The sequence below is a fragment of the Nostoc sp. genome (assembly GCF_036917975.1).
Taxonomy (GTDB): domain Bacteria; phylum Cyanobacteriota; class Cyanobacteriia; order Cyanobacteriales; family Nostocaceae; genus Nostoc.
The window spans coordinates 1-12,984 of the sequence record NZ_JBALEJ010000026.1; the positions used below are offsets into that span (position 1 = coordinate 1).

Sequence of the window (12,984 nt, forward strand, 5' to 3'; positions counted from 1 at the left end):
CGAAAAAATTGATAATTTCTTCCTATTCTAATTGCCAAATCTCAAATTAAAATAACCCAATATCATACCACAAAATATTTATGCAAGAGTTCTATAGAGATAAGTGGCTTGGTCGCTAAGGCGGCGCAGGGCATCACCGAAGGTAGCAGCACTTTCACCAGGCTGGACGCAGCCGAGTTTGATGCGGCGGTCTTCTAAACCTCGGTTAGCGGCTCTTAAAGTGGGAGCAGAGCCAAGGTAAATAGTGCGGGTGACGCGGCGACAAGCAGAGTAGCGTCCCAGGTTGGGATTTTGACCATCGAGGGCAACGGGCAGGGAGTTAGTACCATCCACGTCCTTTTCAATGACAGGCACCCAGGAGTCTTCTAAGTAGCGGGTGAGTTCTGACTGCACTTGGGTATCAGCCATAGGCACATTAGCCGGTAGAATCATTAAAGAGCGATCGCTCTGCTCCCAGAGAAAGTGAATTACCTTAGCCATCAGCCGCAGTACACCCCTAGTGCGTTGAAATTTATCTAAGGTAGACCAGTCGCTGTAAAGGCGGTCAAAAAGTTCGGGATGGATGGGATAGGCTTCTTTCAGGCGGCGTTCGTAGTCTGCTTCTCGGCACTCTAAGGGGAATTCCTGGGACTGGGTGCGATACATTTCGCTGAATGCACGTACCACTGCATCACGGGCAACAAATAAGTTGGAATCGGTAAGTGGTTGGAATAAGCGACGACGCACAATTTCAAAACTTTCTTCTGCACTCGCAGGTCGCCAGGGGGACTCAACCCGACCAATAGCATTTTTCAAGCGGTTGAGGGCTTCTTTACCTCTATCGCCGCCAATTTCAATGTCAGAAGCAGGTATACTGACTACTAACAATGTGCGATCTGCGTTTTTGGCTGATTCGCTTATGGTTTGAGCAAAGGTGAAGTGAGTATCAAAGCTGCCTGCTGGTAAATCCCTGCCATCATGGAGTTGACGGGCGTAGGATACCCATTCATCAATGAGAATGACGCAAGGAGCATAGCGGTTAAATAGATGTTTGAGGTTGTCACCAGGGTTAGTGGCGGTTTCGTCGGCTTCTCGCACCATCTCGTAACCTTCTTTACCGCCTAATTGCCAAGCTATTTCGCCCCAAAGTGTTCTCACAACAGTACCGTCTTTCTTTTGGTGCAGTTGACCGGGGGATATTTTATTACCTACTAAGACAACAGTTTTGACATTTTCAGGCAGTTCTGAGACACCAGCCGTGGCAAACACTGGTTCTAATCCTGGTAATTCGCTTGCAGAAACTCCAAAGAACAAGTGATATAATGCCAGCATCGCGTGGGTTTTACCACCGCCAAAGTTGGTTTGCAGTTCAATTACAGGGTCGCCGCTTTGACCTGACAGGCGGAGTAAGGCGTTGCTCAGTAGTTGTTTAAGTCCTTCAGTCAAATACGTGCGGCGAAAGAATTCTGTAGGCAAGCGGTATTCATCAGAACCTTTATCTAAGTAAACTTGCCACAGATCAGCAGCGAATTCCGCTTGCTGGTAGCGACCGGAAGCGACATCGGGGTGAGGGGTGACTATTTCTCGCCAAGGTTTTAGACCGCCAACGGGATTGGTTTCTATGGCTGTCACAGCAGCTTTGCGAGTTTCGCGGCGGGCTTGTTCATCAAAGCGGATGCGGAGTAGTTCTTGTTTTTGTTTTTCCACAGCATCAGCTTCTGGGGCGGAGATAGCAGTGAGGAGGCGGGTAATGCTGTCGAGGGCGCGATAGGTGTCATCTGTAGAGAAAGCGTCATTGTGCGCCCAAGCGTTGCGCGTGACCATTAACTCGCCAACTAAGTTTTTTTCCGCATTGCCTAGAGTTTCTTTAAATAAATCTCGCCACTGATTCCACATCACTTTCAGCAGTTCCGAGACATCCTGTTTGAGAATTTGGGCAACAGGGCGGCGCAGGTTACGATCTTCTGATACAAAAGGAGTAGCGGCGACTACCCATTTATCACCGTATTTTGACCGCATTTCCCGTTCTACAAAGGGATATAAGCCTTGTTGTAGTGACTCTAAGGCTCTACCTACTCGTTCGCGGTTACTAATAGCCATAGTTAAATTTTAGACAATAAAATAAGAACTTTTCCGGCTAGGCTCTTAGTTAGCGTAAGTGGCTGCCTTAATTTATAGTATATTTTAAAACTTACTTAATAGCATACCCCGTGTGTTCCCTAAGATTAGACGGGTAAAATCCCAAAACAATTTTCTCTTTTGGAATACCTGCGGCTACTAACTTTTAGGTCACGCCATCTTCGGTATCATCCCGTTGTATGCAAATTTTGTTATTAATTTCTCTTAAAAGTATACCAATTGCTTCTTCAAACAAAGCTGTAAATATGCTGTCGCGCACTGCCAAATATGATAAGGCCACTATGGCATAATATCGTCAAGTTTAAGTTGTAAGTTGGGAAACAGAGAAGAGAAAATAGTATCTCCCAAGCGATATTGTTGCTGCTGATATACGCCATTAACTAGTTGACAGATTGTGAAGGTAGGTTGTTTGGGATTACCGATAAATTGTAAGCCACCTAAACCGCGAAAATCTACAATCCAATATTCTGGTATTTGCAGAAAGGCATATTCTTCAACTTTTCTGGCATAATCATCCTGCCAATTTGTACTCACAACTTCAGCAACTAACTGAATAGTATTGCCATTACAAATAATCGGTTCTTTTTGCCAAAGTGGTTCGTTGCTAAGTTTTGCTTTATCTAGAACAATAACGTCTGGACGGAGTGCTGTTGCTTCAGCAGCAGGTGGCTTAATCAAACAAGTTTTTGGAATCAGCCAGTTTAAATTAGAACGAAGAATTTCAGCATAAATTCTCCCCGTAATATTTCCTGAAACTTCTTCATGAGGGCCAGTTGGTTCCATGTCACGTAGTTCTCCGTCAATGAGTTCGTAACGGGGGTTATCCCCATACTCGACTAAAAATTGCTCGAAAGTGAGGAGTTTAGGTGGGCTGTAAGTCATAAATTTATATTGTGACAGGAGGTAGTTTTATTTTAACGAAGCTTTAAAACAACTCTCTTTGCACTGGTTCTGGCGTGGTTTCTGCGGCGAGGCGAGAAATTTCTGCCCAGGAGATGACTAGGCTGTTGTAAGCAATGGCTTCTTGTGTCCAGCTTTTTCTGTCGCAGATGTTGTACAAGCGATAAGCTAAGTCTCGTGCTATTTCGCCGCGATCGCCTAACTGGGATAACATGGTGGCAGCACCAGTTTCTCCTTTTTGGTCGAGGGTGCGGATGAGGTACTGGGTAGTTTCTTGCAGGGCGGTACGTATCCGCATGGGGGAACCGTCAGCGTCGAGGACTTTGGTGTAGCGGGAGAATATTGCCATACCAGGGCCGATGCTGGCTTGGGCTAAGTCTACGGGGGCGATGTTGCCTTGTTGTAAGTTTTTTAGGGCTTCTGGGAGTTCCCGTTTGAGTTCGTTGAGGAATTGGCGGCGGGTGGTGGAGGGGGCGGTTTCTGGGCGGGGACGGCAGACAAGGACGATGGATGAGGCGAGGGCGCTAATATTTTTTTTGAGATTTGTTACCAGTTCTGTCCGCATTGGTAAAGTGCCAGTGATGGTAAAACCAGCTTGAATTAACCCTTCAAGCATCGTTTCCCATCCAGTTGAAGCAACTAATGAATGAGTTTCGCTATCTTCTTCCTTATTTGTTTCTGTTTCAGCTTGTTTGACAGCATAGTAAACTGTAAGCGGATAATTATAATCTGCTATTTCACGCATTTTAGTAAATGCTTTAAATAAACCTTCCTCAAAAAATTCTTTAGCTTTTTTCTTATTACCACCAAATCGATAAGGTGTAGCAACTAACTCTTGTACTTTTGGGACTAGTAAAGTGCTAAAAAGTTGGGAATATACCTCTCCCAATGAACGACGGAGCCAAATGTAAAAAAAGTCTGAAAGGTCAGCGTAGCTTATGGAATCATAATAAGGTGGATCTGTAGAGATTAGTGGGGATATTGAACTATTAAGTTTAGCAGCATCCATTTGCTTGACTACACTGATTGAATTACTAGGGCTTAATTCAAGAACTTTTATTAGGTAGTCAATCTGACCAATGAAATTTCCAGTAGAATTTGAGAGAGGATTACCCTCTACAAAATCCCAAGTCATTGGAATTGCTTGACGTGCAAATACCTGTTGAATGTTTTCGCCGAGATTATCCCAGAAACAAATTGTAGAACTACGATTTGCTAATCTACTAACATTCAAGCCTAAATAAATTGCTATTGCATCAGCATAACCTGTGGCATCAATACCACCCTCACAAAGCGGTAAGTTATCATTAGGTATCCCAATGCTCATAGCATCAAGCTTTACCTTTTCCCTTGCTTCGCTTACCAAGGCACTAAAAGTTGTCAAGGCTACAAGCTGACGATTTGTAAAAAGTTCGCCAAATGTACGCATTCCATAATTAGGTGTTTTAAAATCTCTCGGATTTTCAGGCAAATCAGCATCAGGCTTCCAATCTGGTTGTACTGAAGTTGCAAGTTTTTTCTGTTCCTCATTCGGCGACACATAAGCCCGTTGACGCTCACCTTCACCTACTATTGCCATTAACTGAACGTTCATCCTTGCAGCTTTACCCTCAGTGCGGATGTAGTCAAAAGGTACTGGTGTACCGCAACAAATACAAACGCCACCTTTGCGACTAACAGTTCCATCTGGTGCCTTCCCAGCATTACGCACCTCAAAACTCACAATTGGTGGGTGCTGACTGCGGTCAATTACAGGCTCAACCCAAGCTTCCTTACCCTTCTTAGTCGAAAGCGCAAACGATCGCACCAAAGGCATTTGCGCCCCACAAGCCGGGTTAGGACATTTCACAGTCCGCGCCCATAACCAAGCAATTACCGTCGCCTCACCGCCGCCATACTCCTGTGGTAAGATAACCTTTGGATACAAATGCCCAATCCGCTTAAAAGCCTCATCCCGCATCCATTGGCCATAATATCGCACATCCTCCGCTAACCCCTGCGCCCCATACCACCGAGCCGTTTTCAACTTCTTTTGCGCCTCTGGGTTGACTGGTGGTTTATCCTTAAACTTCGGCGGAATTTCAATTAATGCTTTGGTAATTAGCACCGCCACAGGATTTAAATCACTCCCATGCGCCTCTAAACCTAACCGTTGCGCTTCTAAAGGAATTGAACCCCCACCACAAAATGGGTCATAAACAGGAGGTGCATACTTTTGCAAATATGCACGAATTTCTTCTGCATTTTTTGGTGGTTCTTCACCGCGATTCCAAGCAATAGAACGAGCTATTTCTCGTTGAGCAGCTAGGATAATTTCAGGATTATTTAAAGTATCCCAAGAAACTAAACCTTGAACTATTTGTTCAGTTTTACCCTTTTTTTCAACTGTAATAATTTTGCCAATAATATCAAATAAACGTTGTCTTTCTTGCTCCTGCGCTGCTTCTGTAGGAAACTTATCAGGGTGACTGGAAGGGTCATCTACTAATGAAGCAAATAATACTGCACGGCAAGTAGCTAAAGGTCATCTAGCCCACCATAAATGTAATGTAGAAGGATGTCCATGTCTGATTGATTTTTCTCGCGCAGATTCTTTATTAATTGCTTCTAAAGGTAAAGCAACTTCAATTAATTTTTTCTTCATTAATAGACAATTCCTAAATGTTTTTCAGCACAACTTTGACATACATCTTGCTGTGACATCCATCCAGACGGCTTTTTTTGAGAACAAAATTTACATACACCGAAAGTTTTGGATTGTGCTTCCTGAGCAGAAGCTATAAGTTGAGGAATATCAAAGCTTTTTGAATTATCTAAATCAATCCGCTTCCACAGCTTACTTGATCTAACAGACGTATGCGACCCTAACCACTCAAGCGTCGGTAATCTTAACTCAATTGCCTCTGACGTGAGAATAACCACAATTCCTTTTTCATCACGGAAATCACCCAAATTAATCTGAATTACATCCGGTGTTCTTTCTGCACGCGCACCCGGAAGCATCTCCAGAATTTGTAGGGCATATTCTTCAAATGTTCGCAGTTCTGTGACAGGATAACGCTGTCCTGGCTCTATATAGATTTCTAATAAATTATCTTCTTTATTCAATGTCACAGGCTCTGATTGATTTAATTCAAACGTAGTCCCAGCTAACTGTTTATAAATATCTTCTAATACTTTTTTAATAGAATTTCCTAAACTATGACAAGTTGGTTTTAGCCCAGGAATATCAGCTACATAAAATTTATTTTCTACTTTACGAATAACAATTTTAGCTTTCATATAGTTCTATCAGTCTTTAATTAAGCTTTTGTTTATTAATTTGACTAATTCCCAACAAGAAAGAATGTTAACTTGCTTCACTTCCCCGTTGCCACAATTCCTGCCAATTGTAGTTTACGCTCGTGACGGCAAAATCCGGTTCTTTTTGAAAGGGACGCTGTACGTAGCGAATAACACAGCCATTATCTCGCACTTTGTAACTTCCCTGTGATTCTTTCACTTTCCACACATCACCTTCGGTAAATTCCTGGGACTTAGGCACTTGCACCAGTGCCAGAATAAAATCATCAGGTTTATTCAGGGCAGTAATAATTTCATTTTTGGTAACAGTCACAGTATCGGCTCCCTCTATCCGCCCCTTGACTTCAATAAACCGCAGCCGTCCCGTACCTGGAATGCGAGATTCTATATCATAGCCGCATTTGTCACCACTCACGTCTTTTGGTTCATAACCCAACTGCTGTTCAGCAGCAATTACCGCTTGCATCGCCAGCATTTCCACCCGTTGCTTTTCTTGGGCAAAAGTATTAGCTGTGGCTTGACGCTTACCTTGCAGGCGTTGCAGTAACCCCATTGACACCACCAATGCACCACCAACCACTACAGGAGGTAGGGGAGAAATACGGCGTTCCTGCTGCAACTCATCCATCCGCTTTTGCAAACGCGCTTGCAGGTCATCGGCTCTTGTTCTGGCTTTACCTGAGTTAATTTTGGCGTTCACCTTCCCAGCCATTTCTTGCAATTGCAAATCTGCGGCTCGATGATCCCAATAATTGATTTCCTTAATCAGTCGGTCTTTCACCGCCGCCATTGTCTTGTCTATCAATTCCTCTTTGTGCTGCTTGACTTCCTGGAGGTGTTGGGGGACGATGTGAGCGATCGCGTAAGCTGCTGCTTGTGCTTCAATATCATTGAGTAACCACGATTGTTCTAAGATTGGTTCTATCAATGCTTGGTCTGCTTCTGTCAAAGCCTGATAATTTAAATAAGGTGCATACCCAGCATTACGAGTCTGCCCGGATGAATCAATTTCTACATACTGCATTCGCCGCGATACTATACGACGATTACCAGCAGCATCAGTGCGGGCATCTTGAATAGAATGTTCTAAGTAAACCAAGGCGCGGACTTGTTCGCTGGGGTCGTTTTCGTCCACAAGAATACTGCCTTGTTTAAGGACATCTCTGTGGCGTTCTAGTATCAAGTCAATGGTGGCATCCAGCAGGGGATGACTAGGACAAACTAAAGCTGCCAATGGCTTACCCAGAACGCTAATCAGTTGCTTGTCAAAACAAATCCGTTCATAGCGTGTCAAAATTGCATCCCGCGTACCTACAACCCGTCCTCGGTTGCGAATTACGGCGGGAACATAGGTTATTTCGTAGCGGTGGGTTTCTCGTTCTCTAACAGTTCCGCCTAACTTTTGAAAAGCTTCTAAGAAAAATGAGGCGACGAAGTGCGGCTGTAATTTCCTGGCTTCGGCTCGTTCCATCTCTTCCCGAATTTGCCGGACTCTGGAGATATCCATCGTATCTCGTGCCAAGGCTTTTTCTTCTAGTAACTGTTGCAGACGTTGGCGGTCTAGGTATTCGGCTACAACTTTGGTCAGTCGTGCTTTGGTTTCGGGAGAGTCACCATAACGAATTGCTTCAATCAGCAGTTCTCGCAGCTGCACACCATCAATGGCTTTACCCAGAACATCAAATACTTTACCGCCCAAGGCATCCTGCTCAATTTCTAGTTTTTTCAGCAGAGCTAGGTAGACATCGCCTTCACGGGTTTCTTTGGCTACCAGATTCCACAAATGACAAACTTCGGTTTGCCCGATACGGTGAATGCGCCCGAAACGCTGTTCTAGGCGGTTAGGGTTCCAAGGTAGGTCATAATTAACCATCAGGTGCGCCCTTTGTAGGTTAATTCCTTCCCCGGCTGCATCAGTAGCAATCAGTATTTGTACATCTGGGTCTTGGGTAAATGCTTCTTGGGATTTTCGCCTTTCTTCCCGCCCCATACCACCGTGAATCGTGACCACAGCTTCGGGATTTCCCAGGAGAGTAGTAATTTGCTGCTCTAAGTAATTTAAAGTATCACGATGTTCGGTAAAAATCACGAGTTTCCGGCGATAACCCCTAGCATCAAACAATTCAGCTTCATTTTGCAGAATTTGGGAAAGTTCCTCCCATTTTTTATCTGTGCCACTCCGACGAACTCGCAAGGCTAACTGCTCTAATTGTTGTAATTGGGCAATCTCAACTTTTAGTTCGGCAATTGTCCGCGCTGCTGATGCTTGGTCAACAACTTCTTCTTCCGTCGCTTCTCGTTCATCACTGGGAATATCTTCTTCAAATTCGTCCACATCTTCAATAAGGACTGTGGACAATTCAATCTGGGCATCATTTCCGCGCTTCGATATTTCTTCTTCTCGTAGGCGTTTTTGCAATCTTTCCCGCCGCCGTCGCAGTGACTGATAGATAGCTTCTGGGGAGGATGCCAAGCGGCGTTGCAAAATAGTCAAGGCAAAGCCCACTGTTCCCTTGCGTCCTTGATTATCTAAAGCGTCAGCACGGTTAAACTCTTCACGGACATATTCTGTTACCTGCTTGTACAGCACTGCTTCCTGGTCGGAAAGTTCGTAGTCAACTGTATAAGCACAGCGTTCTGGGAATAGAGGCGTACCGTCAAATTTCAGCAAATCTTCTTTAACTAGCCGCCGCATCAGGTCGGAGGTATCGCAGACGTGAACGCCATCCCGAAATCTGCCTTCAAAGCGATCTCCGTCTAACAGTGCCATAAATAGCTGATAGTCCTCTTCCTTGCCGTTGTGGGGCGTGGCGGTCATTAGCAAGAAATTGCGGGTGACACTGGACAGTAATTTCCCTAGTTTGTAACGTTTAGTTTCTTTGATATCGCCACCAAAAAAGGAAGCGGACATTTTGTGGGCTTCGTCGCAGATTACCAAATCCCAATCGGTTTGGGCTAACTTGGCTTGCAGGTCATCACTACGACTTAATTTATCTAGGCGGGCAATTACCAAGGGCATCTCTGCTAGGGCGTTACCAGTGCGGGCTGCTTCAATGCGATCGTTAGTGAGAATTTCAAATGGTAGATGAAAACGCTGGTATAATTCATCTTGCCATTGGGCTGCTAGACTGCCAGGGCAAACAACAAGGCAGCGATGCAGGTCGCCGCGAATAGAAAGTTCTGCCATTAGCAATCCCGCCATGATGGTTTTACCAGCACCGGGGTCATCGGCCAGGAGGAAACGTAAGGGCTGACGGGTGAGCATTTCCCCGTAAACTGCGGTTATTTGATGGGGAAGAGGTTCAACTAAAGAAGTATGTACAGCTAGCAAGGGGTCAAAAAGATGAGCCAAGCGGATGCGGTGCGCTTCCGAGACGAGGCGCAACAATGAACCATCAGCGTTAAAACTCCAGGGGCGGTCTTGAGTGACAATTTCTAAAGTAGGTTCGCGATCTCGATACAGCAGCTCATTCCCTGGACGACCGCCAGCATCCTTGTATGTTAATTCAACGACATCAGAGCCAAACCATTTTACGTCAACAACTGTAACTACCTGGTTGGGCAATATGCCTTTAACTGTAGCTCCCTTGGTCAAATCCTCTAGCAGCATTTACTATATAGTTTTCTAGTGATAATCAGTCATTCTTTATACTAAACGGTTGAATATATATGTCAACTGAAATACAGGCTTGTTATTCATCTATTAATAATGCTTCTAATTCTTGGAGGAGACTAGCAATCTTTTTTGCTTTCTTGGGATTATCCCAGTGGTCAGACTTTAACACAATCCCATATTACTGCTCAATCAAACTTAACAGCTTTTCCTCTACAGTACTCAAATACGGTCATTTTAGTTCCCCCAGATGCTTCAGCACAGCACGGGCAGCTTCTTCTAGATTTTTGCTCTCCCGCAACCTTGTAATGCGATCGCACATCTCCTCCATCTGCTGACATTCTTCTGCTAGGTATTCGTAAGACTTCAAATACTTCAGCCCAACTGTCAGTTCCCCATTTCAAACTCCAAAACAGCCAACAATTTTTCCTCCAAAGCCGTCAAATAAATCCGCTTCAGCTTCCCCAGCATCTCCAAAAACTTCTGGATGTATTACTGCAACGTATATTAATATACTGAATAGTCAACTGATTATCACAAACTCGTGATCGCCAAGGAAGCAATATCAACTATCCCCATCTTCTGAGATTCTATTGAGTTTTGTTAATTTCTAGCCAGTTGTAGAGTGGGAACTAAACTCTGTTGAGCGCTGTATGAATCATGTAGAGGGGTTCTACAGCACTCAACTAAACAACTGGCATAGCTGGATGTCAAGAAGCGGGAAGTTTTATCTTTTCCCTCGTACAACTTCTTCACTTTCCCGTTGTGTTGCTAACTCCATTGAAACTGCAATCCAAAGACATTGGATGCCAATTTGCCAAAATTGTTTAGGATATTCTCCCATACTCTGACTCCAAAACCTTCAACAATTTCTCTTCGACAGCCGTTAAATAAGCTCGATTCACCTTCCCTAACAACTGCAACAGACTTTTGACTGTCTCCTCCAGAGAATCGGAATACACTCGACTGATGCGATCGCTGATTAACTGCATCTGCTCACATTCCTGGGGTAGGTAGTTGAAAGACTTCAGATGCTGCAACCCAACGGTGTACTCGCCATCCCAGGTTTTGACAGTACAGCTGAATTCGCCCACATGGTTAACGATACCCCAACACCCACCCTTGCCTCTGAGTTCCGGGTTGTCTTTGACTACGATTTGGCACACTTCGCCGATTTGGTAAGTGTTCGGTACTTGGGTTCTCTCCATGATCCTTTGCACCACATCTTTGACGATTCTACCTGTCGGCACTTTACCACCAGCAAGTTCTACTGCTTTTAGCCACGCTTCTTGCTGTTCCTGGGGTTCAAGCTTTGTCATGGGTCGAACTTGCCCCTCTGCTGTCGGCAAAATGTCCACAATTTGTGGACATTTTTGCAAGTTGTCCACAACAACTGCCGCATCAACTAGCTGGTAAGAACGAGAACGATTGTAGCCAAACCTGTCTAAACAGTACTCATCAAAGGTTTTGTGCGTGGAGCGATATAAGTAAGTCGTGGAGAAAATTTATAACTATGTAACAAACAATTAAGGAGAAGATTTAGAGTTAAATCTTATACGTTGTGTACTGTAATTTCCCTTCTCTGCTCTAGCTTGAACTCCATCAATCACAGCATAGGCGAGGTCTAATTCATCTTCAAAAGTTTTCGAGGCTAGTTCATCTTTTTTGAGGTGTTGCCACTCCAATTCAATCGGGTTCATTTCCGAACAATATTTGGGTAGAAAGAAGATGTACAAACCCATCTCTTCCCATTTTGGCCATAACTCCTGCACTTCTTTACATCGATGTATTGGGCCGTTATACTGCACTATGACTCTTATGCGTCCCGTTTTTTGTGCTTCTAGTGCTTCAAGCTCCATCATTTGAATATAAGATTTGCGTGAAACGCCTCCAATTACTAGACCGTAAACGAAACTAATTAACGGTTGAAGAAAGCCAATAATACTTAACCTTCGACCTCGACGCTTGCTCTGCTCTAAACGTTTTTGTTTGCCTCGGAAGTAGTAGCTGTAACTCGGTTCACTCCAAGCACAAAACCCTGATTCATCTAGATACTTTAAATCAATTTCTCCTGCGGCCGCAGACAATTCCAACATTTCCAAATCTGCTTGTTTAACTTGCTGTACTACTGGATCTTGTTTTCCTTTATGACTTTTTCTCGTTCGTTTCCAAATGATCCCCTTTTTTTTAGTACCTGCCTTAACCAGTCAGGACTCAATGTTATCGAGCGTTCTTGTTCTAATCTTTGGGCTAATTGAACGCTGTTATATGTACGAGGTTCTTTCTCTAAACATTCTTCTAAAAACACCATGTCATCTTCCATCCACCTTGATTTTCCTCCTCGCCCTGGTTTTTCCCAAAGTCCCTCTAAACCAAGACGCTCCCATCTATGCAAAACTTCTCGCACTGTTTGTGCTGTCCAATTAAAGTGAGCCGCTATCTTCTCTACGTACCAACCATTTGCGCTCAATCTAATCACTTCTGCTCTGTCTTTAACTTTCTGGGGTACATCTGCCGTTCTCAGGTTGAAAAGAGTTTTATCTTGTTCTCTGGTTAGAAAGACCCTTAAACGGTTGCCCATATCTCTGTTACCTTCGTAGACACATTATACGTATTTACTTATCTTTACACAGTTTGGTTTTTCCACCTCGTTCTACTTAATCTGCGATCGCGTAACTCCATCAAAGCCTTTCCTGCCTCAAAAAACGCCCGTTCCACTTTTCTCTCTAGGAGTAAGCGATCGCTAATTTCTTGCTCGGTTAGTTCTGGAACTTCAACGGCAGTAACCGTAATTGTTGCTGAACCTGGGTCTTCTTGCTGGGAGATATCCTCAAGGTCTTTGTCATGTGGTGGTGTACCGTCATTAGATGCAGCAGAGGTGGCTTTGTTGCGCTTAGAAGGTGGTTTATTCACAAGGCCACTTTTTCTAACTCAGTGGTATTTGCTCAGAGTTGATTATACTCTAAACGGCTAAAACATGGACTTTTTTAAATGTCTGAAAATTGAGAGTCAATAAGCTATTTAGCTTTTTTTGCTTGTCAGTGTTTGCA

General features: G+C 44.1%; 8 protein-coding genes and 3 pseudogenes. All 11 read right to left on the reverse strand.

Annotation, left to right across the window (positions count from 1 at the left end; translation table 11 throughout):
* Positions 1 to 78 precede the first annotated feature (78 nt).
* Entirely contained in the window at positions 79 to 2,079 is a 2,001-nt protein-coding gene (locus V7K76_RS12790) for a Swt1 family HEPN domain-containing protein (RefSeq protein ID WP_334775052.1), read from the reverse strand.
* Between the two features lie 91 nt (positions 2,080 to 2,170).
* A pseudogene (locus tag V7K76_RS12795) lies at positions 2,171 to 2,251 on the reverse strand (element excision factor XisI family protein); the annotation flags it as partial.
* 146 nt (positions 2,252 to 2,397) lie between these two features.
* Complete coding sequence (locus tag V7K76_RS12800; protein WP_334775051.1) at positions 2,398 to 3,000, reverse strand: Uma2 family endonuclease; 603 nt, start codon at positions 2,998 to 3,000, stop codon at positions 2,398 to 2,400.
* A 43-nt stretch (positions 3,001 to 3,043) separates the two neighbouring features.
* Positions 3,044 to 5,239 carry a DUF1156 domain-containing protein gene (locus tag V7K76_RS12805; RefSeq protein ID WP_334775053.1) on the reverse strand — a complete coding sequence of 732 codons (2,196 nt, stop codon included), beginning with the start codon at positions 5,237 to 5,239 and terminating at the stop codon, positions 3,044 to 3,046.
* A gap of 195 nt (positions 5,240 to 5,434) precedes the next feature.
* A pseudogene (locus tag V7K76_RS12810) lies at positions 5,435 to 5,662 on the reverse strand (DUF1156 domain-containing protein); the annotation flags it as partial.
* Positions 5,662 to 6,300, reverse strand: a complete 639-nt coding sequence (locus tag V7K76_RS12815; RefSeq protein WP_334775050.1) for a hypothetical protein — start codon at positions 6,298 to 6,300, stop codon at positions 5,662 to 5,664. The pseudogene V7K76_RS12810 and the gene V7K76_RS12815, both read right to left, overlap by 1 nt.
* Before the next feature lie 67 nt (positions 6,301 to 6,367).
* Complete coding sequence (locus tag V7K76_RS12820; protein WP_334775049.1) at positions 6,368 to 9,931, reverse strand: helicase-related protein; 3,564 nt, start codon at positions 9,929 to 9,931, stop codon at positions 6,368 to 6,370.
* Between the two features lie 235 nt (positions 9,932 to 10,166).
* Positions 10,167 to 10,304 carry a hypothetical protein gene (locus tag V7K76_RS12825; protein WP_334775048.1) on the reverse strand — a complete coding sequence of 46 codons (138 nt, stop codon included), beginning with the start codon at positions 10,302 to 10,304 and terminating at the stop codon, positions 10,167 to 10,169.
* A 457-nt stretch (positions 10,305 to 10,761) separates the two neighbouring features.
* Positions 10,762 to 11,253, reverse strand: a complete 492-nt coding sequence (locus V7K76_RS12830; RefSeq protein WP_334954035.1) for a hypothetical protein — start codon at positions 11,251 to 11,253, stop codon at positions 10,762 to 10,764.
* Positions 11,254 to 11,460: 207 nt separating this feature from the next.
* Positions 11,461 to 12,515 (reverse strand): IS630 family transposase gene (locus V7K76_RS12835; protein ID WP_334954034.1). Its coding sequence is split into 2 segments (ribosomal slippage): positions 11,461 to 12,120 and positions 12,123 to 12,515, totalling 1,053 coding nucleotides; the frame shifts between segments, so codons are not numbered across the junction.
* A 59-nt stretch (positions 12,516 to 12,574) separates the two neighbouring features.
* Positions 12,575 to 12,760, reverse strand: a pseudogene (locus tag V7K76_RS12840) (hypothetical protein); the annotation flags it as partial.
* Between the last annotated feature and the right edge of the window lie 224 nt (positions 12,761 to 12,984).